13 protein-coding genes and 3 tRNA genes are annotated in these 21,336 nt (G+C 60.5%); 12 read left to right on the top strand and 4 right to left on the bottom strand.

The window, feature by feature from the left end:
* The first annotated feature begins 87 nt into the window (after positions 1 to 87).
* The 9 genes from ACQ4WM_RS00555 to ACQ4WM_RS00515 all read left to right on the top strand — a co-directional run bounded on the left by ACQ4WM_RS00555 (position 88) and on the right by ACQ4WM_RS00515 (position 9,958).
* Positions 88 to 170, top strand: a tRNA-Leu gene (locus ACQ4WM_RS00555).
* Positions 171 to 753: 583 nt separating this feature from the next.
* Positions 754 to 2,094: a trigger factor gene (tig, locus tag ACQ4WM_RS00550; RefSeq protein WP_436544769.1), complete on the top strand. Its 1,341-nt coding sequence runs from the start codon at positions 754 to 756 to the stop codon at positions 2,092 to 2,094.
* 85 nt (positions 2,095 to 2,179) lie between these two features.
* Positions 2,180 to 2,797 (top strand): ATP-dependent Clp endopeptidase proteolytic subunit ClpP, encoded by a 618-nt coding sequence (gene clpP, locus ACQ4WM_RS00545; RefSeq protein WP_436546177.1) that lies wholly within the window; start codon positions 2,180 to 2,182, stop codon positions 2,795 to 2,797.
* A 203-nt stretch (positions 2,798 to 3,000) separates the two neighbouring features.
* Positions 3,001 to 4,269 (top strand): ATP-dependent Clp protease ATP-binding subunit ClpX, encoded by a 1,269-nt coding sequence (clpX, locus tag ACQ4WM_RS00540; protein WP_436544768.1) that lies wholly within the window; start codon positions 3,001 to 3,003, stop codon positions 4,267 to 4,269.
* Positions 4,270 to 4,548: 279 nt separating this feature from the next.
* Entirely contained in the window at positions 4,549 to 6,960 is a 2,412-nt protein-coding gene (lon, locus tag ACQ4WM_RS00535) for an endopeptidase La (RefSeq protein ID WP_436544767.1), read from the top strand.
* A gap of 204 nt (positions 6,961 to 7,164) precedes the next feature.
* On the top strand, positions 7,165 to 7,437 hold the full coding sequence (locus tag ACQ4WM_RS00530) for an HU family DNA-binding protein (protein ID WP_065309571.1): 273 nt from the start codon (positions 7,165 to 7,167) through the stop codon (positions 7,435 to 7,437).
* 115 nt (positions 7,438 to 7,552) lie between these two features.
* Positions 7,553 to 7,629, top strand: a tRNA-Asp gene (locus tag ACQ4WM_RS00525).
* 17 nt (positions 7,630 to 7,646) lie between these two features.
* Positions 7,647 to 7,723, top strand: a tRNA-Asp gene (locus ACQ4WM_RS00520).
* Positions 7,724 to 8,035: 312 nt separating this feature from the next.
* Positions 8,036 to 9,958: a SurA N-terminal domain-containing protein gene (locus ACQ4WM_RS00515; protein WP_436544766.1), complete on the top strand. Its 1,923-nt coding sequence runs from the start codon at positions 8,036 to 8,038 to the stop codon at positions 9,956 to 9,958.
* 163 nt (positions 9,959 to 10,121) lie between these two features.
* Here the strand turns inward: ACQ4WM_RS00515 and ACQ4WM_RS00510 are convergent, their stop codons facing one another.
* Positions 10,122 to 10,811, bottom strand: a complete 690-nt coding sequence (locus ACQ4WM_RS00510) for an arylesterase (protein WP_436544765.1) — start codon at positions 10,809 to 10,811, stop codon at positions 10,122 to 10,124.
* A 106-nt stretch (positions 10,812 to 10,917) separates the two neighbouring features.
* On the opposite strand from ACQ4WM_RS00510, the gene ACQ4WM_RS00505 reads away from it, so the two are divergent.
* Complete coding sequence (locus ACQ4WM_RS00505; protein ID WP_409518362.1) at positions 10,918 to 11,565, top strand: ABC transporter ATP-binding protein; 648 nt, start codon at positions 10,918 to 10,920, stop codon at positions 11,563 to 11,565.
* A gap of 5 nt (positions 11,566 to 11,570) precedes the next feature.
* Here the strand turns inward: ACQ4WM_RS00505 and ACQ4WM_RS00500 are convergent, their stop codons facing one another.
* Together ACQ4WM_RS00500 and ACQ4WM_RS00495 are read right to left on the bottom strand one after the other, a co-directional pair.
* The gene (locus ACQ4WM_RS00500) at positions 11,571 to 13,100 is read right to left on the bottom strand and encodes an NAD(P)H-hydrate dehydratase (RefSeq protein ID WP_436544764.1); all 1,530 of its coding nucleotides are present in this window, start codon (positions 13,098 to 13,100) and stop codon (positions 11,571 to 11,573) included.
* A gap of 81 nt (positions 13,101 to 13,181) precedes the next feature.
* A complete protein-coding gene (locus ACQ4WM_RS00495; RefSeq protein WP_436544763.1) occupies positions 13,182 to 14,111 on the bottom strand; it encodes an AraC family transcriptional regulator in 930 nt (309 codons plus the stop codon).
* 176 nt (positions 14,112 to 14,287) lie between these two features.
* Between ACQ4WM_RS00495 and ACQ4WM_RS00490 the strand changes: the two genes are divergently transcribed.
* Positions 14,288 to 15,340 carry an NAD(P)-dependent alcohol dehydrogenase gene (locus tag ACQ4WM_RS00490; RefSeq protein ID WP_436544762.1) on the top strand — a complete coding sequence of 351 codons (1,053 nt, stop codon included), beginning with the start codon at positions 14,288 to 14,290 and terminating at the stop codon, positions 15,338 to 15,340.
* A 21-nt stretch (positions 15,341 to 15,361) separates the two neighbouring features.
* Here the strand turns inward: ACQ4WM_RS00490 and ACQ4WM_RS00485 are convergent, their stop codons facing one another.
* Positions 15,362 to 16,987, bottom strand: a complete 1,626-nt coding sequence (locus ACQ4WM_RS00485; RefSeq protein WP_436544761.1) for a response regulator — start codon at positions 16,985 to 16,987, stop codon at positions 15,362 to 15,364.
* Positions 16,988 to 17,240: 253 nt separating this feature from the next.
* Between ACQ4WM_RS00485 and purL the strand changes: the two genes are divergently transcribed.
* Entirely contained in the window at positions 17,241 to 21,278 is a 4,038-nt protein-coding gene (gene purL / locus ACQ4WM_RS00480) for a phosphoribosylformylglycinamidine synthase (RefSeq protein WP_436544760.1), read from the top strand.
* Positions 21,279 to 21,336: the final 58 nt, after the last annotated feature.

The following is a 21,336-nucleotide window of genomic DNA, read 5'->3' as shown; positions in this document are numbered from 1 at the left end:
AGCCAGCTTCGGCAGGCAAGAGCGAGGTATCCAGAATGCTTCCGAGTTGTTAGAATCGGGAGTGCCTGGATCAGGCAGTTGAAACAAGCGGATGTGGTGGAATTGGTAGACACGCTGGTCTTAGAAGCCAGTGCTTCGGCTTGGGAGTTCGAGTCTCCCCATCCGCACCAAACCAGGTGGATTTTATCTGGTGGTGCAATCAGGTTTTTCTTTCGGCAAGCTGGGACCCCACCAGCTATAGCGCCATCTCCCCGGTTTTACTCTCCATCATTCCCGGTTTGCAATGCAATCGATGCCGTTTTTAGCCGATTCGGCGTAAAACAGGCGGTTTTTGCATGAAAACTTCCCGTTTTCGGCATTTCTTTGTTTGGGACGTGGCGGCAGATCGCATATACTAGTAGACGAAGCAGGCTGGAAAGCCTGATTTCAGGCGATAACGGGCATTACTGGAGACAGCCACTTTTCCAGGTGCTTTGTTATAATGCCACGCTTTACCGAATGATGGCCGGCCCTGCGCTTGAACCGAAGCAGTGCCGGACGGTCGGAGCCCTGTTGCAGTATGGAACACAGCGGATTGTCTGGTGCCTGGTGAAGTTCGCCGGGCAGACCGGGTCCACCAGCCTGTTGTCCGGCTGCGCAGATGAATATGCGAGCGAGTGAAGCTGGACCCATGTCTTGCCGCCAGTGATGGCGCAAGGGGTCGGGTCTTCTTTTCTCGCACCAACAGTGTTTATTTTTTGGACGATTTTTTACATGGCAACTGCAGTCGAAACCTTGGGCAAACTCGAACGTCGTATCACCATCTCCTTCCCGCTGACGGACGTCCGCACGGAAGTCGAGAAGCGCCTGAAAGTGCAAGCCCGTACGGCCAAGGCACCGGGCTTCCGTCCGGGTAAAGTGCCGTTGAAAATGGTCGCGGCACAATACGGCTATCAAATTGAATCCGAAGTGCTGAATGACAAAGTCGGCCGCGCGTTCAACGACGCCGCCAACGAAAACAATCTGCGCGTGGCCGGTTTCCCGAACATCGTGCCGAAAGAAGAAGCCGCGGAAGGCCAGCTGGCATTTGACGCAACTTTCGAAGTGTATCCGGAAGTCACCATCGGCGACCTGGCCGCCGTTGAAATCGAAACCGTGCAAGCCGAAGTGTCGGAAGCCGAAATCGACAAGACCATCGACATCCTGCGCAAGCAGCGCGTGCATTTCCACACCAAGGGCGAAGCCGGCGAACACGGTGACGGCGGCGAGCCAGTCGCAGCTAACGGCGACCGCGTGACGGTAGACTTCGTCGGCTCGATCGACGATGTGGAATTTCCTGGCGGCAAAGCTGATGGCTATGCTTTCGTGCTGGGCGAAGGCCGCATGCTGCCAGAATTCGAAGCAGCGACGCTGGGCCTGAAAGTGGGCGAGTCCAAGACTTTCCCATTGTCCTTCCCTGAGGACTACCATGGCAAGGACGTGGCCGGCAAGAGCGCCTCGTTCACCATCACCCTGCAAAAGCTGGAGTGGGCGCACCTGCCGGAAGTCGATGCCGAATTCGCCAAGTCCTTGGGCGTTGCCGATGGTGACCTGGCCAAAATGCGCGAAGACATCAAAGTCAACCTGCAGCGCGAAGTCGCTGGCCGCGTGAAAGCACGCAACAAGGAAGCCGTCATGGACGCGCTGGTCAAGGTCGCCGAGCTGGACGTGCCAAAAACGCTGATCACCCTGGATTCCGACCGCCTGGCTGAAATGACCCGCCAGGACATGGCGCAGCGCGGCATGAACGTCAAGGACGTGCCTTTCCCACCAGAACTGTTCGCAGAAAAAGCCGAGCGTCGCGTACGCCTGGGCCTGATCCTGTCGCAACTGGTCGGCGACAACAATCTGCAAGCGACGCCTGAGCAAGTCAAGGCGCAAATCGAAGATTTCGCTCAAAGCTACGAAGATCCACGCGAAGTGCTGAAGTACTACTACAGCGACCGTCGTCGCCTCGGTGAGATCGAAGCCCTTGTATTGGAAGAAAACGTCGTCACTTACGTGTTGGGCCTGTCGAAAGTGACATCGAAAGCAGTTGCTTTCGATGAACTGATGGGAAGCAACGCACAAGCGTAAACCAGTTGGCATCCGGGTGCCGCTCCCGGCCTTGCGGCCTGGGCGGCGCCCTCTAACTGCTTCACAAGGAAATAAAATGACAGGTATGTACCGTAATCCGGCGCTGGACACTGAAATGCTCGGCCTGGTGCCGATGGTGGTGGAACAAAGCGGCCGCGGCGAGCGCTCGTATGATATTTACTCGCGCCTGCTCAAGGAACGCTTGATTTTCATGGTCGGTCCGGTCAATGACCAGATGGCCAACCTGGTGGTCGCCCAGCTGCTGTTCCTGGAAAGCGAAAATCCGGAAAAGGAAATCTCGCTGTACATCAACTCGCCAGGTGGTTCGGTGTCAGCCGGCATGGCCATCTACGACACGATGCAGTTCATCAAGCCTGACGTCTCGACCCTGTGTACCGGCATGGCCGCCTCGATGGGCGCCTTCTTGCTGGCTGCAGGCGCCAAGGGCAAGCGTTTCTCGCTGCCGAACTCGCGCATCATGATTCACCAGCCTTCCGGTGGTTCGCAAGGCATGGCGTCCGATATCGAGATCCAGGCCAAGGAAATCCTTTACTTGCGTACGCGTTTGAACGGCATCATGGCCGAGCGCACGGGCCAGTCGATCGAACAGATCGCCAAAGATACCGACCGCGATCGTTTCATGTCTGCCGACGAGGCTGTGGAGTACGGATTGATCGACAAAGTGTTGACCACCCGCGCTTGATGTGCCCCTACCGGTATTGCTAAGTATTTAAGTAAACGCCCGGGCGCTCAAACGTTCGGGCGTTTCGCTTTTATTTCGGGTAGCATGGTGCTTGTGCATGCTGATCCGACTCGCGCCATGGGTGGCAGCCTTGATGGCTTGCTGCCGTTTTGCCGGCCAGCGATTTTGCAATATTGTTAATGTAGTTCCAACCAAAATGCCTTATGTCAGACAAAAAATCCTCTAGCGGCGAAAAATTACTGTATTGCTCGTTCTGCGGCAAAAGCCAGCACGAGGTAAAGAAACTCATCGCCGGTCCGTCCGTCTTCATTTGCGACGAGTGCATCGACTTGTGCAACGACATCATCCGTGATGAAACGTCGAGCATCGAGACGGTGACCGGCACCAAGTCGGACCTGCCGACTCCGCAAGAAATTGCCGCCATGCTCGATCAGTACGTGATCGGCCAGCAGACGGCCAAGCGCATCCTGTCGGTGGCGGTGTACAACCACTACAAGCGCCTCAAGCACCTGGGCAAGAAAGACGACATCGAACTGGCCAAGAGCAATATCTTGCTGGTCGGTCCTACCGGTTCGGGCAAGACCCTGCTGGCCCAGACCCTGGCGCGCATGCTCAACGTGCCGTTCGTGATCGCCGATGCGACCACCCTGACCGAAGCCGGTTATGTGGGCGAAGACGTGGAAAACATCATCCAGAAGCTGCTGCAAAGCTGCAACTATGATGTCGAGAAAGCCCAGCGCGGCATCGTCTATATCGATGAGATCGACAAGATTTCACGCAAGTCCGACAACCCGTCCATCACGCGCGACGTGTCGGGCGAGGGCGTGCAGCAAGCGCTGCTGAAACTGATCGAAGGCACCATGGCTTCGGTGCCGCCACAAGGCGGGCGCAAGCATCCCAACCAGGACTTCGTGCAGATCGACACCACCAACATCATGTTCATCTGCGGCGGTGCGTTCGACGGTCTGTCGAAAGTCATTTCGAACCGTTCCGACAAGAGCGGCATCGGCTTCTCGGCCAGCGTGAAGAGCAAGTCGCAGCGCTCGGCCAGCGATTTGCTGCTGGAAGCGGAGCCGGAAGACCTGGTGAAATTCGGCCTGATTCCGGAACTGGTCGGCCGCCTGCCCGTCATCGCCACCCTGGCGGAACTGACGGAAGAGGCGCTGATCCAGATCCTGGTCGAGCCGAAGAATGCGCTGATCAAGCAATACTCGAAGCTGCTCGACATGGAAGGCGCGGAACTGGAAATTCGTCCGGCTGCCTTGCATGCGATCGCCAAGAAGGCGCTGGCACGCAAGACCGGTGCGCGTGGTCTGCGCTCGATCCTCGAGCATGCCTTGCTGGACGTGATGTACGAACTGCCGAGCCAGCAAAACGTGGTGAAAGTTGTTATCGACGAAAACACCATCACCAGCGGCGCCAAACCTTTATTGATTTATCAAGAGACTGCCAAGGCCTCCGGAGAAAACTGATCACTGCCGAGGTATTTGCATGAAAAGGGTTTTGATTCCTTAATGCATGGCAGTACAATTTAAATCAATAATATTGCAGGCTTCAATCGGAAAGCCACTCGCGGCAGACCTGCTGCGCGTGGCTTTTTTATTATGAATGCTGCATTTATTAGAGTCATGCGGGTGTGTTTTGCGAAATAAACAAAAGAAAGTTTGTTTCCCAGAATTATTTATTCTCGCCGGTCTTGTGTTTTGGCAGCGAGCGCCAACATCGTAAACACGCTTTCTATAAGGTACGCCATGACAACTTCCAAATTAACTGAGCAAACTCAACTGCCGTTATTGCCGTTGCGGGATGTCGTCGTTTTCCCGCATATGGTGATACCGCTGTTCGTTGGCCGTCCAAAGTCGATCAAGGCGCTGGAAGCTGCGATGGAGCAGGGCAAGAGCATTATGCTTGCCGCTCAAAAAGCAGCTGCGAAGGACGAGCCATCGCCTTCGGACATCTATGAAATTGGCTGTGTTGCCAATATCCTGCAAATGCTCAAGCTGCCCGATGGCACCGTCAAGGTGCTGGTCGAAGGCGCACAGCGTGCCCGTATCAACCACATCAGCGATGCGCCCACGCACTTCATCGCCGACCTGACGCCGCTCGAATCCGAGCCGGGCGACGAGTCGGAAGTCGAAGCCATGCGCCGCGCGATCGTCCAGCAGTTCGACCAGTACGTCAAACTGAACAAGAAGATTCCGCCTGAGATCCTCGCCTCGCTGTCGGGCATTGACGATGCCGGCCGCCTTGCCGACACGGTCGCCGCGCACCTGCCGCTCAAGCTGGAGCAAAAACAGGTCATCCTGGAAATTTTCAGCGTGGCCAAGCGCCTCGAACACCTGCTGGGCCAGCTCGAAGGCGAGCTTGACATCCTGCAAGTGGAAAAACGCATCCGTGGCCGCGTCAAGCGCCAGATGGAAAAATCGCAGCGCGAGTATTACCTGAACGAACAGGTCAAGGCGATCCAGAAAGAACTGGGCGAAGGCGAAGATGGTGCCGACCTCGACGAGCTGGAGAAAAAAGTCGCTGCCGCGAAGATGCCGAAGGAAGCGCTCGACAAGGCCACCAACGAGCTGAAAAAGCTCAAGCTGATGTCGCCGATGTCGGCCGAAGCGACAGTCGTGCGCAACTATATCGATACCCTGGTCAACTTGCCTTGGAAGAAAAAATCCAAGGTCAACAACGACCTGTCGAACGCCGAAAAAGTGCTCGAGGGCGATCACTATGGCCTGGACAAGGTCAAGGAACGCATTCTGGAATACCTCGCGGTGCAACAACGCGTCGACAAGCTGAAAGCGCCTATCCTGTGCTTCGTCGGTCCTCCTGGCGTCGGCAAGACGTCGCTGGGGCAGTCGATTGCGCGCGCCACCAACCGCAAGTTCGTGCGCATGGCGCTGGGCGGCGTGCGCGACGAGGCCGAGATCCGCGGCCATCGCCGTACCTACATCGGTTCGATGCCGGGCAAGATCTTGCAATCGCTGTCGAAAGTCGGCGTGCGCAATCCTCTGTTCCTGCTCGATGAAGTCGACAAGATGGGTGCCGATTTCCGTGGCGATCCGTCGTCGGCCCTGCTCGAAGTGCTGGATCCGGAACAGAACCACACGTTCTCCGACCATTACATCGAAGTCGATTTCGACCTGTCGGACGTGATGTTCGTGGCCACCTCGAACTCGTACAATATTCCGCCGGCCCTGCTTGACCGCATGGAAGTGATCCGTTTGTCCGGTTACACGGAAGACGAGAAAACCAGCATCGCCCAGCGTTACCTGCTGCCGAAACAGATCAAGAACAACGGTCTGAAAGAGGAAGAGATTTCGGTGGCCGAGTCGGCATTGCGCGACATCATCCGCTACTACACGCGCGAAGCCGGCGTGCGTTCGCTGGAACGCGAAGTGTCGAAGATCTGCCGCAAGGTAGTCAAGATGCTGCTGCTGAAAAAGTCGGACAAAAAGGTCATCGTCAACTCGAAAAACCTCGATAAATTCCTCGGTGTGCGCCGCTATGATTTTGGCGTGGCCGAGAAAGAAAACCAGGTCGGCCAGGTGGTCGGGCTGGCATGGACCGAAGTGGGCGGCGATCTGCTGACTATCGAGGCCGTGTCGATGCCGGGCAAGGGCGCCATCATACGCACCGGGACTTTGGGCGACGTGATGAAAGAATCGATCGAAGCGGCCCGTACCGTCGTGCGCAGCCGCTCGGCACGCCTGGGCATCAAGCCGGAAGCATTCGAGAAGAGCGATATTCATATCCACGTGCCGGAAGGCGCCACGCCGAAGGACGGTCCGTCTGCCGGTGCCGCGATGACGGTGGCAATGGTGTCGGTATTTACCGGCATTCCGGTGCGCGCCGATGTGGCGATGACGGGCGAGATCACCTTGCGCGGCGAAGTATTGCCGATCGGCGGCCTGAAAGAGAAGCTGCTGGCGGCCCATCGCGGCGGCATCAAGACGGTCCTGATTCCCGAGCAGAACGTGAAAGACCTGGCCGATATTCCGGACAACGTCAAGAACAAGCTCGAGATCGTGCCGGTGCGCTGGATCGACAAAGTGCTGGAAATTGCCCTTGAACGCATGCCCGAAGCGTTGCCGGAAGTGCCTGCGGTGGAGCCTGTCGCGGCCGCTGCGGCCAAGCCTGACGCTGCTGGCGAGGTAGTAAAACACTAACTCTTTGCGGCCGTTTTATCCAAACAAGCGCTTTTAGGGCGCTTGTTTCATATTGAAACGTGAATTGCGGCGCCAAAGCGCTTGACACATATACAGTGCGGCTTGTTTAATACGGCTGCACATTTTTTTCGCCGCGCCGCTGTAGCGCCAAAAGCACTGCAACAGCGCGGTAAACGTTTTATACCTTTGTAATTGGGGATGCTAGTGAACAAGACTGAATTGATCGACCACATTGCTGAAACAGCTGACATTTCCAAAGCGGCCGCTGCGCGCGCACTCGACGCTGTTATCGGCGGCGTGACGGAAACCCTGAAAAACAACGACAGCGTGACACTCGTTGGTTTCGGCACTTTCTCGGTAAGCGAGCGTGCAGAACGCACCGGCCGCAATCCACGTACCAAGGAAGCGATCACCATCGAAGCGGCAAAAGTGCCAAAATTTAAAGCTGGTAAAGCTTTGAAGGATGCTGTAAACTAACGGACTTCGGTGAGGTGACAATCACCGGAAACATCTGGCGGCGCTTTCGGGTGCCGTAATTTTCAGGACGGGAAACCGGCTGAAAAACAGATGCACGTAGTACTGTGTATTTTTCGGAGTGGTAGTTCAGTTGGTTAGAATGCCGGCCTGTCACGTCGGAGGTCGCGGGTTCGAGTCCCGTCCGCTCCGCCAAAAAAATACGCTCTCAAGGAGTGGTAGTTCAGTTGGTTAGAATACCGGCCTGTCACGTCGGGGGTCGCGGGTTCGAGTCCCGTCCGCTCCGCCAGAATATCAAGACCCGCGCTGCATGAATATGCCGCGCGGGTTTTTTGTTTGTGCACGCGATTATATTGCCAGTCTCCGGTGTAATTCCCGGCGCCTTTTTTATTGATGGAACAGGCCTCGATTCGCCGGTGCAAAACGCTGCTGTCCTGCGGGGCGCGCGCCCTGATTTGCCCTTGCTATAGCGCTAGGGGCATTGTAGAATCGGGAAGTAAAGGGGAAGTGGGCTTGTGTCCCGTCCATTCCGCCGAAGAAATCAAGGCGAACGCATGTTCGCCTTTTTTTATAGTGATCCACTCATCCGAATTGGCTGCCCATGTTTGAATTTATTCGTACCCATCGACGCTTGATGCAGTTTCTGCTGATGCTGGTCATCGTCCCGTCATTTGCACTGGTCGGTATCAGTGGCTACCAAAGTTTCGGCGACAGCGCGAACACCATCGCCAAGGTCGGCGACCAGGTCGTGACGCAGCAGCAATATGAAGAAGCGCAACGCCAGCAGATCGACCGCTACCGCCAGATGATGGGCGAGCAGTTCGACCAGAAAATGTTCGATACGCCGGAAGCACGCCAGAGCATCCTTGACAACCTGATCGCCGAGCGCGCCGTGGCCGCCGAAGTCGGTCGCAGCAAGCTGGTCATCAGCGACGCCGTGCTGCAGAAGGAAGTGCTGGAGATTCCTGGCCTGACCATGGCCGACGGCAAGTTTGACCTGGAAAAATACAAGGCCATGCTGGCCGCCCAAGGCATGACGCCGCAGATGTACGATGCGCGCCGCCGCAGCGACCTGGCCTTGCAGCAACTGGCCGGCGCCGTGCAGAACACCGCGTTTGCGCCGAATACCGTATCGAAGCATTTGTCGGACATCACCTCGCAAGAGCGCGAAGTGCAGGAACTGCTGTTGCCAGTAGCCCAGTTCACGTCACAAGTCAAAGTGACTGACGCCATGGTCAAGGATTTCTACGACAAGAACGGCAAGTTCTTCCAGATCCCCGAGCAAGCCAAAATCGAATACGTGGTGCTCGACGCCGCCGCAGTGGGCGACCAGGTCGACGTCAGCGATGCCGACGTGAAAAGCTACTACGACAAGAACCAGAAGGCCTACACCACTGCCGAAGCGCGCAACGCCAGCCATATCCTGATCACGGTCAAGAAAGACGCGTCCGCCGCCGACAAGGCTGCCGCCAAGGCCAAGGCTGAAGCCATCCTGGCCGAGGTGCGCAAGGCGCCGGCTACTTTTGCTGCCGTGGCCAAGGCCAAGTCGGAAGATCCGGCCTCGGCCGAACTGGGCGGCGACCTGGGTCCTGTCGTCAAGGATGCACTGCCAAAACCGCTGGAAGAGGCCGCCTACAAGCTCAAGCAAGGCGAGATCAGCGATGTCATCACCTCTGACTACGGCTACCATGTGCTGACCGTTACCAGCATCAAGCCGTCGCATATCCAGACGCTGGACGAAGTGAAGGGTCAGATCACGGCCGACCTGCGCAAGCAATTCGCGGCGAAAAAATACTCGGAAATGGCAACCGTCTTTACCGATACCGTCTACGATCAGTCAGACAGCCTGAAGCCGGTGGCCGACAAGTTGAAACTGAAAGTGGAAACCGTCGCCAATCTGTCGCGTACGCCGTCGCCGGCGCTGGGCACGGCGCCATACAATAACGCCAAGTTCCTGGCCGCCATCTTCTCGAACGATTCCCTGAAGGACAAGCGCAATACGGAAGCCGTATCCGTTGGCGCCAATACCCTGATCGCCGGTCGCGTGGTGGAATTCAAGCCAGCATCGAAACGCCCATTGGCCGAAGTCGACGCCATGATACGCCAGCGCGTGACGCTGGAAGAAGCGGCCAAACTGGCGAAGAAGGCTGGCGAAAGCAAGCTGGCAGCACTGAAAACCTCGGGTGACGCCACCGGTTTCGGCGCCGCCCAGTGGGTCTCGCGCAGCAAGCTTGACGGCGTGAACCGCGCCGCCATCGCGCAGGTGATGAAGGTCGACACCAGCAAGCTGCCAGCCTATGTGGGCGTCGAATTGCCGGCCCTGGGCTATGGCATCTACCGCGTCGGCAAGGTGCAGCAGCCGACCGAAGTGGACGCCGCGCGCCGCCAGCAAGAGAAAGACCAGATCGGCGGCATCCTGGCGCAACAGGAAATGTTCGACTATGTCGAGTACCTGAAGAGCAAGGCCAAAGTGAAGATCGTCAAACCGGTCACCGCCGCCGCCCCGGTAGCCGAAGCGCCGTAAGCTTCGCTGCTCAAAAAAATAGCCGCTCTTGAGCGGCTATTTTTTTTGGAGATGTCGAGGTGCTTGGTAAAGGTATTAATGCTGTCAGCGTAAAGCTGGGGTCAGACCGGAAGTGTCTGACCCCGGATTTCCGCTGCGTACTACGAACAAGTCAACAGCAAGATTATTTCGCGCCCAGCAATGGCGACAACTGCGGCCAGATATTCTTCAGAATGGTCGGATGCGCCTGGGCGTTCGGATGCATGCGGTCGGCCTGGAACAATTGCGGCTGGTCGGCGATGCCTTCGAACATGAAGGGCACCAGCGGCGCCTTCCATTCCCTGGCCAGCTTGCCGTACACGCCATAGAACTGGTCGGCATAGTCGCGGCCGTAGTTGGGCGGCATGCGCATGCCCACCAGCACCACTTGCGCGCCGCTTTTTCTGGCCGCGTCGCCCATGGCGCGCAGGTTTGCTTCGGCAGCCGCCACCGGCAGGCCGCGCAGGCCGTCATTGGCGCCCAGCTCGATCAGCACCACGTCAGGCTTGTGTTTGGCCAGCAGGGCAGGCAGGCGCGCGCGCCCGCCGCTGGTGGTCTCGCCGCTGATGCTGGCGTTGATGATGCGCGTGTCGTTCTTTTGCGCTTTCAGGCGCTGTTCCAGCAGCGCCACCCAGCCGGTGCCGCGCGCCAGGCCATACTCGGCCGACAGGCTGTCACCCAGCACCAGCAGCGTTTTTGGTGCAGAATAGGCGTTCGTCATGCTCGATACCAGCAGCAGGGCTGCCGCAGGAAGCAAGGACAGGGAGCGCCGCCGCGACTGGCTGGTTTTTCCCGTACTTATTTGTTCACGAAATTTTTTAAGATAGATCAGCATGCCCGAATTCCCTAAAGCGACTTCCACCAATTTCATTCCCCATGCGGCATCCGGCCAGCGGCCGGCGGCTTTCACAGCGAACCAGAGCGGCCAGCAAGCCATCGAAGTGGTGGGGCTGGCCAAGCGTGTACCCGATGCCGATGGCGAGCTCACCATCCTGCATCAGCTTGATTTTACCGTGCAAACGGCAGAGACGCTGGCCATCGTCGGCGCCTCCGGTTCCGGCAAGTCCACCTTGCTCGGTTTGCTGGCCGGCCTCGATACGCCCAGCGCCGGCAAGGTGATCCTCGATGGCACCGATATTTTTGCCCTCGACGAAGACGGCCGGGCCGGCTTTCGCAAGGAAAAACTCGGTTTCGTGTTCCAGTCGTTTCAACTGCTGGCCCACCTGACGGCGCTGGAAAACGTCATGCTGCCGCTGGAACTGCGCGGCGACCCGGACGCAAAGGAAAAAGCCCAGGCGATGCTGGGCCGGGTCAACCTGGGCAGCCGCCTGAAGCACTATCCGAAATACCTGTCCGGCGGCGAGCAGCAGAGGGTGGCCCTGGCGCGCGCCTTTGTGACACAGCCGCCGCTGCTGTTTGCCGACGAGCCCACCGGCAGCCTGGACGCGGCCACCGGCGAAGCGGTGATACAGCTGATGTTCGAACTCAATCGTGAACGCGGCTCCACGTTGGTACTGGTCACGCACGACACCTCGATCGCTGCGCGCTGCGGACGCACCATCACGATTGCGGCCGGGCGGCTGGTCTAGTTTCCTCAGGCCGACAGGGTGTTGATCAATTTCCTGATCGCCGGTATCAGCTCGCCGGCCGTCAGGCCGATCGGTCCGGCGCCCGAGGCTACCAGCGCATCGGCCGCCGCGCCATGCAGCCACACGGCGCCCAGTGCGGCTTCCCACTCCGGCCAGCCTTGCGCCAGCAGGCTGCCGCACAGGCCCGCCAGCACGTCACCGGTGCCGGCCGTTGCCAGCGCAGGGCTGCCGGTATTGTTGATCACCACGCTGCCATCCTGGGCCGCAATCACCGTACCCGACCCTTTCAATACCACGATCACGCCCAGTTGCGCCGCCAGCTGGCGTGCGCAAGCGAGGCGGTCGGCCTGTACTTCGGCCACCGTCAGGTCGAGCAGGCGCGCCGCTTCCAGCGGATGCGGCGTCAGGATGGTGGCGCCGGCGCGCGTGGCCAGCGCCGATTGCAGTTCGGGCTCGGCCGCCATCAGGTTCAGCGCATCGGCGTCAAACAGCAGCGGGCTGTCGCTGTCGATGGCCCGCTGCAGCAGTTCCACGCTGTCGCTGCCCAGGCCCGGGCCGGCCACCAGTGCGCCAAACTGCAGGCCCGTGAAATCCATCTCCTGAGCGCGCCGGCACATCAGTTCCGGCTGGCCGTTGTCATACGCCAGCGGCGTGCCGGGAAAGCCGATGTAGACACGGCCCGCGCCTGCATGCAGGGCGGTGCGCGCCGCCAGGATGGGCGCGCCCGCCATGCCGGTGGCGCCGCCGATCACGGCCACGCTGCCATAGCTGCCCTTGTGCGTGTTTTGCCGGCGCGGCTGCAAATGGCGCGCGAACAGGTGCAGGCCGTTCAGTTGCGCGCCAGCCTGTGGCAGCAGTGCCGGCTCGATTGCCAGCGCCGCCACTTCCACCTCGCCCGCATGGTCGCGGCCATCTGCCGTGTGCAGGCCCGGCTTGTCGCCGATAAAAGTGATGGTGTGGCTGGCGCGTATCGCCACGCCGTCCACCACGCCGGTATCGGCATGCAGGCCGCTCGGAACGTCCAGCGCCAGCACCGGGCAGCTTTGCTGGTTCACCAGCTGCGCCATGTCGCGGCATACGCCAGAGAGGGAGCGCGCAGAACCGATGCCGAACAGACCGTCGACGATCAGATTCCACGGTGCGGCATGGATGGCGGCGCTGGCCATGGTGGTGGCGCCGTCGATAAAGCGGGCGCTGCTGTTGCGTGCGCGCGAGGCCGCCTGCTCGCGTTCGGGCGAGGTGGCCGCAGCTTCGGGCGCCAGCCACACCAGCACTTCGATGCCGCTGCCGGCCAGGTGAAACGCCGCTTCCAGCGCGTCGCCGCCGTTGTTGCCGGGGCCGGCCAGCACCAGCACGCGCATGTGCGCGGCATCAGCGTCTGCCAGATGGTGCAGTATTTTCAGGGCGGCGCTGGCGGCGGCCTGGCCGGCGCGCGCCATCAGCGTGCCTTGCGGCAATGACTGCGTGGCGGCCGCTTCGATGGCGCGGATCTCGGCGATGCTGTAGAGCGGGGTGGCGGTGGCAGGCAGGGTCATGGGCGGCTTCCTTAATGTCGATGCAGACAACATAAGGCCGATGGCCGCGCAATGCAAGGCGCACACGTGCCCCCGGCGCAGCTATGGCGGGCTGGAATAGATTGCCGGTGCGCCCGCCAGTTGTGCGCGCACCTGGCCCACGTCACGCATCGGCGCTTTGCCGAACTGCCGGCTGTATTCGCGGCTGAACTGCGATTCGCTGGCGTAGCCGACGCGGTAGCCGGCCGTACCGGCGTCGATTTTCTCGACCAGCAGCAAGCGGCGCGCTTCCTGCAGGCGCAAGGTTTTCTGATACTGCATCGGCGTCATGGCGGTAATTGCCTTGAAATGGTGGTGCAGCGACGACACGCTCATGTTGGCCACGCCAGCGAGCTGCTCGATGCGCAGCGGCTCGCAGTAATTGTGCTGTATCCATTGGATGGCCTGCCCGACCTGGTGCGACTGGCTGCTGGCCAGGGACATATGGCGCAGCCGCGCGCCGACCGGTCCCTTGAGCAGGCGGTAGGTCAGCTCGCGCTGGATCAGGGGTGCCAGCGCGGCGATATCGGCAGGCTGATCGAGCAGGCGTACCAGACGCAGCATGGCGTCGAGCAGGTCGCCAGGCACCTCGCTGACGGATATGCCGCGTGCGACCGGGACCTGGCGCGAAAAGCCCGCGTCGTCGCTGGCAGTCAGCGCAGCCACGTCGGCGATATCGATAGCCAGCACCACGCACAGATGCGGCGACTGCGCGCTCGCTTCCACCACGCGCGCCTGCACCGGCAGGTCGACCGACGTCAGCAGGTACTGCATGCGGCTGTAGTGAAAGACCTCGCTACCCAGTGTCACTTCTTTCGCACCCTGGGCGATGATCGCCACGCTGGGGCGCGCCGCATGACATAGCGAATCGGTAGGCGCGTCGCGGCGGTGGAAGGAAAGGCTCTCGATCAACGTGCCGTAATCACCGCTGCCAGGGGCATGGCGGCTGATCAGGGCGGCGATTTCATCTTGCGGTAACATTGTAGGTGTCATGGTAGCGCCAGTGTAGCAGGGCGGCGATGCAAGCACAGCGTGTTCCCGGCCACATTCGGACTATCGTGCAAAGTTTTTGCAGGATCGCGGTAACGTGCGCTGCCGCGCTGGTGCACACTGTGGCTTGTCGCATGCACGCCATGCGTGATCCCCGCAACCAGACCACAGGAGTTTTCATGACCACTACTGCCAAAGGCTACGCCGCACTCGGCCCGACCAGCAAACTGCAGCCATTCAGCTTCGAGCGCCGCACCCCGCGCGAAGACGACGTTGCCATCTCGATCAAATACTGTGGCGTATGCCATTCCGATATCCACCAGGCGCGCGACGAATGGGGCAATGCGGCCTTCCCGATGGTGCCTGGCCACGAGATCGCCGGCGTCGTCACTGCGGTTGGCGCCAATGTCACCAAGTTCAAAGTGGGCGACCATGTGGGCGTGGGCTGCTTCGTCGATTCCTGCACCACCTGCAAGACGCGCAATGTGGACCTGGAACAGTATATGCCCGGTCTGGTGCAGACTTATAACAGCGTCGAAGCAGACGGAAAAACGGCCACCCAGGGCGGCTATTCGGACAGCATCGTCGTCAAGGAAGGCTATGTGCTGTCGATACCCGACAACCTGCCTCTGGACGCGGCCGCGCCGCTGCTGTGCGCCGGCATCACGCTGTATTCGCCACTGAACCACTGGAAAGCCGGCCCTGGCAAGCAGGTGGCGATTTTGGGCATGGGCGGCCTCGGTCACATGGGCGTCAAGATTGCACATGCGATGGGCGCCGAAGTGACGGTGCTGAGCCAGACCCTGTCGAAGCAGGAAGACGGCCTGCGCCTGGGCGCCGCGCATTACTACGCCACCAACGACGCCACCACGTTCGAGAAACTGGCCGGCACCTTTGACCTGATTATCTGCACCGTGGGCGCATCCATCGACTGGAACCAGTACATCAACCTGCTGAAGGTCGATGGCAGCATGGTCATCGTCGGCATTCCCGACGGCGCCGTGCCACCGGTCAGCGCTTTCGGCCTGGTCGGCGCGCGCCGCAGCCTGTCGGGCTCGATGATCGGTTCGATCAAGGAAACCCAGGAAATGCTGGACTTCTGCGGCAAGCACAATATCGTCTCCGATATCGAATTGATCCGCATCCAGGATATCAATGAAGCGTTCGAGCGCGTGGTGAAAAGCGATGTGCGTTATCGCTTCGTGATCGACATGGCCTCGCTGGCGCAGTAAGCGAGCTGCAAGCTGCCGGGCTTACGTTGCAATACCATATTTGTGCTGCGTGGCCCGGTACTGCTGCTTCAGCGATTCCAGCTTCGGATGCGCAGGGTCTATCTTGCGGATCAGCTGCAAGTGATCGACCAGCTGTTCGGCCAGCACTGGCTCCCAGCCCAGCATATTCAACTGGCGCAAAATCGCTTCGACCGAAGCGAACAGCACCGGCAGGTTGCCCGGCGTGCGGCGCAGGGCCTGGCGCAGCATGAAGACGGCGTCCTTGAATTCGCCGCTGTCGGTTTTGCCGGCGGCGTCTTGCAGCAGTTCCTGTACCTGGTGGTTGATCTGCTGGCCCAGGTCCCTGGCCAGGTCGTGGCGGCCGGCCTGCTCGAACACGCCCACCGCCTGTTCCATGTTCACTTCGCTGTCGGCTTCATTGACCATTTTCATCATGACTTCCGCGGCGGCGTCGTCGAGGTTGTTTTTCAGGCAACTTTGCACCAGGCCCACCTTCAGCCGGGTCGACAGGCCTTGCGCCATATTGGCGGCAGTGGCGGCCTGCCGCAGTTCGCTGGCGGCGGCCAGGTCGTTGCCGGCCAGTTCATGCAGCATGGCGGCTGAGATGGCGCGGCAGGCCTCCACGTTCGCGCCGCTGCGCAGCGAGCGCTCCATGTCGCGCAGCACGCCGCTGGCCTGCGGTGCATCGCCCTTTTTAACCAGCGTTCTGACCAGGTTGACATGGTCTTCCGGGTCGCGAAATTCCGAATATTTTGCCTTCGTCACCACCTGCTTGTAAGCCCGTTCGGCCGCGCCGATATCGCCCGATTCGAACGCCATGCCGCCCAGGTGGCGCAGGCGGCGCACTACGTGCGGTGAAATCGTCACCGCGTCTTCGAGGATTTTCTTGGCCAGCAGCGGCTGGCCCAGCGCCTCGTGGTTTTGCGCCAGCAGATCGTAGGCGGCCATGAAGCGGGGATTCTGTTCGATCAGTTCCAGCAGCGCCGCTTCCACTTCCGCGTGGCGCTGCTGCGCGAACAGGGTGCGCGCCAGGCCCAGGCGCACCCAGGCCATCGGCCGCGTGGCCAGCATGTCGGCATAGATCTGTTCCGCCTCCTTCCATTCGCCCAGCGACAGCTGCAGCTCGGCGCGCAGGCGCGCAAAATCTGCGGCCAGGCGAGGGTGGCGCAATTCGGCCGCCTCGCAGCTGGCAACGGCCGCGCGCAAATCTCCCTTGTCGATCAGCTGGTAGGTGGGCAGGAAAATCGCACGCCGTTCGATGGCGCGCGCGATGCGCCCGCTCAGCACATCGACCGTAAACGGTTTCAATATATAGTCCGATGGCGTCAGCTCGGCTGCGCTCACGACCTTGCCGTGGATGGCCTCGGAGGTCAGCATGATAAAAATGGTCCACGGCTTGATCAACTGATGGTGGCGCAGGTCTTCCAGCAATTGCTGCCCGTCCTGGGCGTCTGCGCCACTACCAAGATCGTATTCGCACAGGATGATGTCGAAGGCTTTCTTGTTCAGCAGGCGGATGGCGGTGCCCGAACTGACGGCATATTCCACCTTGTTGATGGCGGCCTGGTTCAGCATATTGTGCAAATTGCTGCGCATGCTGGGGTTGGGGTCGACAATCAGGACAGATAAGTCGCTATTTTCTGGCATCGTTCAGCTCTCGTTGGTCCGTTTGGCCGTCAGGCGCCACGCGGCAGGCAGGTGGTCGTGGCCACCGGGTTTTATCAGCATACTGCAAAGCCGGGCGGCGATGTGCGCAAGTGGCCTATGCAGGCCAACTTCGGCTAAAAAGAGGGGTTAAAAACGGGTATAATGCGCGCAAAGGAAATTTGCCACACTGTGATCCTGTCTTGTCATACCTACCTTTAACCCGCAGCCACGCTGCATCAACCACCTTCCAACCATGTTGATACTGCCGGGTTCCAATGCCCTGTCCGCCTTCCGTAGCCACCGTCTGCTGACTCAACTGCAAGCTGTTTCGCCCGCCATCGTTGCGGTGCAGGCGCGGTACGTTCATTTCATCGATGCCAGTGCGGCCTTGTCCGACGACGACAGCACGCGCCTGGGCGCCTTGCTCACTTACGGCGAGCCGGCGCAGCCTGACAATACCGATGGCGCGTTCGAAGAGTTCTTCGTCATTCCGCGTTTCGGCACCATCTCGCCGTGGGCCTCGAAAGCCACCGACATCGCCCACAACTGCGGCATGGCGCACATCAAGCGCGTCGAGCGCGGCATCGCTTTCCGCATCAACCTGAAAGCGGGCATCCTGGGCAGCGCGCTGGGCGCCGGCAAGCTCGCTGTTGAACAGGTACAGGCCGTGGCCGACCTGCTGCACGATCGCATGACCGAATCGGTGCTGCGCAGCGCCGACCAGGCGCAAGACCTGTTCCGCACCCTGGAAGCGCGCCCGTTGGAATCGATTGATTTGCTGGGGCAGGGCAAGGCTGCACTGGTAACGGCAAACGTCGAACTGGGCCTGGCGATGTCGGAAGACGAGATCGACTACCTGGACGCGGCATTTACCAAAGCCGGCCGCAACCCGACCGACGTGGAACTGATGATGTTCGCGCAGGCAAACAGCGAGCATTGCCGCCACAAGATATTCAACGCCGACTGGACCATCGACGGCGTGGCGCAGCCAAAGTCCTTGTTCGGCATGATCAAGAACACCCACGAACTGCAGCCGAAAGGCACCGTGGTCGCCTACAGCGACAATTCGTCGATCATGGAAGGCGCCACCGTCTCGCGCTTCTACCCACGCGGCGAAGGCCATGAATACGCCGCCTCGCAGGAACTGACCCACACGCTGATGAAGGTGGAAACGCATAACCACCCGACCGCCATATCGCCATTCCCTGGCGCCTCGACCGGCGCCGGCGGCGAGATCCGCGACGAGGGCGCAACCGGCCGTGGCGCCAAGCCGAAGGCTGGCCTGACCGGTTTCACCGTGTCGAATCTGTCGCTGCCGGGCGCCGTGCGCAGCTGGGAAACCGCCGCCTCGGTAACCGCGCCGCTGGCCGGCCGCACCGAAGCGCCACAATACGGCAAGCCTGAACGCATCGCTTCGCCGCTGCAGATCATGATTGAAGGTCCGCTGGGCGGCGCCGCGTTCTCGAACGAATTTGGCCGTCCGGTACTGGGCGGCTACTTCCGCACCTATGAGCAGAACGTGGGCGCCGACAAGGACGCCGTGTTCGGCTATCACAAGCCGATCATGATTGCCGGCGGCATCGGCAATATCTCGGCGCAGCACACGCATAAAAACGATATCCCGGTCGGCAGCCTGCTGGTGCAGCTGGGTGGCCCCGGCATGCGTATCGGCATGGGCGGCAGCGCCGCGTCGTCGATGACCACCGGCAGCAACACGGCCGACCTCGATTTTGACTCGGTCCAGCGCGGCAACCCGGAAATGGAACGCCGCGCCCAGGAAGTGATCAACGCGTGCTGGCAGATGGGCCCCGACAATCCGATCATCTCGATCCATGACGTGGGCGCGGGCGGCTTGTCGAACGCCTTCCCGGAGATCACCAACGACGCCAAACGCGGTGCGATTTTCGACCTGCGCAAAGTGCCGCTGGAAGAATCGGGCATGGCGCCGAAAGAAATCTGGAGCAATGAATCGCAGGAACGCTATGTGCTGGCGATCGCCCCTGAAAGCCTGCCACTGTTCAAAGCCATGTGCGAACGCGAACGCTGCCTGTTCGCCGCCGTCGGCGTGGCCACCGAAGAGCGCCAGTTGAAACTGATCGACACGGAACTGGGCAATGAGCCGGTCGACATGCCGATGGATGTGTTGCTCGGTAAACCGCCAAAGATGCAGCGCGACGTGGTCCACGTGGCCAACGACTTCCCGGCGATCGACCTGACCGGCATGGACCTGGTCGACGTGGCACAAAAAGTGCTGCTGCTGCCGACCGTGGCCGACAAATCCTTCCTGATCACGATTGGCGACCGCAGCGTGGGCGGCATGACCGTGCGCGACCAGATGGCAGGCCCCTGGCAGGTGCCGGTGGCCGACTGCGCCGTCACCACCATGAGCTTCGAAGGCTATCTGGGCGAAGCGATGGCGATGGGTGAACGCACGCCGCTGGCCGTGATCGACGCCGCAGCTTCCGGCCGCATGGCCGTCGGCGAGGCTGTCACCAATATCGCCGCCGCTGCGATTAGCGACATCTCCGACATCAAATTGTCCGCCAACTGGATGGCCGCCTGCGGCCAGCCTGGCCAGGACGCGGCCCTGTACGACACGGTAAAAGCGGTCGGCATGGAACTGTGCCCGGCGTTGGGTATCAGCATCCCGGTCGGCAAGGATTCGCTGTCGATGCGCACCACCTGGAAAGACGAAAGCAACGGCGCGGCCAAGTCCGTCACGTCGCCAGTATCGTTGATCGTCTCGTCGTTCGCGCCAGTGACGGATGTGCGCAAGTCGCTCACGCCTCAGTTGAAAACCGACGCCGGCGACACCTCGCTGATCCTGATTGACCTGGGCCGTGGCAAGAACCGCATGGGCGCCTCGGCGCTGGCGCAAGTCATGGGGCAACTGGGCAATGCCACGCCGGACGTCGACAGCGCGCAAGACCTGAAAGGCTTCTTCGCCGCCATCCAGCAATTGAACAGCTCTGGCCGTCTGCTGGCCTACCATGACCGCTCGGACGGCGGCCTGTACGCCACGCTGACGGAAATGGCGTTTGCGGGCCACACCGGCATGTCGGTCAACCTCGACATGCTGACCATGGAAGGCGAACACGCCAGCGACTGGGGCGACGCCAAGAACTGGACCGGCCAGGTGGCCGAGCGCCGCAACGAACTGACCTTGCGCGCCCTGTTCAGCGAAGAGCTGGGCGCCGTGATCCAGGTGCGTGCCGAAGAAAAATCGATCGTCATGGATGTGCTGCGCACCTTCAACCTGGGCGCCTGCAGCCATATTATCGGCAAGCTCAACGACCGCGACGTGATCGAATTCACGCGTGACGCCAAGCTGATCTACACTCAGCCACGTGCCGAACTGCACCGCCTGTGGAGCGAAACCAGCTGGCGCATCGCCCGCCTGCGCGACAACCCGGCCTGCGCCGACGCCGAATACGACCGCCTGCTGGACCTGCAAGACCCGGGCATGACGCCGATTGTTACCTTCGACCAGAACGAGAATATTGCCGCACCGTTTATCGCCACCGGCGTGCGCCCGCGCGTGGCCATCCTGCGCGAGCAGGGCGTCAACTCGCATATCGAAACGGCGTACGTGATGCACCAGGCCGGCTTTACAGCCATCGACGTGCACATGAGCGACCTGATCGCCGGCCGCGTAAAACTGGACGACTTCCAGGGCGTGATCGCCGTCGGTGGCTTCTCGTACGGCGACGTACTGGGCGCCGGCGAAGGCTGGGCAAAAACCATCCTGTTCAACGCCAGCCTGGCCGACCAGTTCGCGCGCTTCTTCGCCCGCACCGACAGCTTTGGCCTCGGCATCTGCAACGGCTGCCAGATGATGAGCAACCTGAAGTCCATCATCCCCGGCGCCCACGCCTGGCCGAAGTTTACGCGCAACAAGTCGGAGAAATTCGAAGGCCGCTTCGCGATGGTCGAAGTGATGGACTCCCCATCGATCTTCTTCAACGGCATGACCGGCACGCAAGCAGGTATCGCGATTGCCCACGGCGAAGGCTACGCCGACTTCTCGCAAACCGGCGACATCACCCAGGTCCACAAGGCCATGCGCTTTGTCGACAACCGTGGCGCAGCCACCGAAGCCTACCCGTACAACCCGAACGGCTCCCCGGAAGGCATCACTTCGGTGACCACGCCGGACGGCCGCTTTACGGTGCTGATGCCGCATGCGGAGCGGGTGTTCCGGAGCGTTCAACAGTCTTATCATCCTGAAAGCTGGGGCGAGGATTCGCCCTGGATGAGGATGTTCAGGAATGCGCGGAAGTTTGTGGGGTAAGTTCTACCCATATGTTTTTATTGAAGCCGATGCCATCAGACATCGGCTTTTTATTGCA

This window comes from Janthinobacterium longum (assembly GCF_051380735.1).
Lineage (GTDB): Bacteria > Pseudomonadota > Gammaproteobacteria > Burkholderiales > Burkholderiaceae_D > Janthinobacterium.
The sequence above is the reverse complement of the archived record's forward strand: the minus strand, read 5'-3'. Positions and strand labels throughout refer to the sequence as shown.

Excerpts from the sequence above, each read along its gene's own strand:
- ACQ4WM_RS00510 (WP_436544765.1), bottom strand. The coding sequence starts at position 10,811 with ATGCTGATCTATCTTAAAAAATTTCGTGAACAAATAAGTACGGGAAAA.
- clpX (WP_436544768.1), top strand. The coding sequence starts at position 3,001 with ATGTCAGACAAAAAATCCTCTAGCGGCGAAAAATTACTGTATTGCTCG.
- tig (WP_436544769.1), top strand. The coding sequence starts at position 754 with ATGGCAACTGCAGTCGAAACCTTGGGCAAACTCGAACGTCGTATCACC.
- purL (WP_436544760.1), top strand. The coding sequence starts at position 17,241 with ATGTTGATACTGCCGGGTTCCAATGCCCTGTCCGCCTTCCGTAGCCAC.
- ACQ4WM_RS00515 (WP_436544766.1), top strand. The coding sequence starts at position 8,036 with ATGTTTGAATTTATTCGTACCCATCGACGCTTGATGCAGTTTCTGCTG.
- ACQ4WM_RS00490 (WP_436544762.1), top strand. The coding sequence starts at position 14,288 with ATGACCACTACTGCCAAAGGCTACGCCGCACTCGGCCCGACCAGCAAA.
- lon (WP_436544767.1), top strand. The coding sequence starts at position 4,549 with ATGACAACTTCCAAATTAACTGAGCAAACTCAACTGCCGTTATTGCCG.
- ACQ4WM_RS00500 (WP_436544764.1), bottom strand. The coding sequence starts at position 13,100 with ATGACCCTGCCTGCCACCGCCACCCCGCTCTACAGCATCGCCGAGATC.
- ACQ4WM_RS00495 (WP_436544763.1), bottom strand. The coding sequence starts at position 14,111 with ATGACACCTACAATGTTACCGCAAGATGAAATCGCCGCCCTGATCAGC.
- clpP (WP_436546177.1), top strand. The coding sequence starts at position 2,180 with ATGTACCGTAATCCGGCGCTGGACACTGAAATGCTCGGCCTGGTGCCG.
- ACQ4WM_RS00485 (WP_436544761.1), bottom strand. The coding sequence starts at position 16,987 with ATGCCAGAAAATAGCGACTTATCTGTCCTGATTGTCGACCCCAACCCC.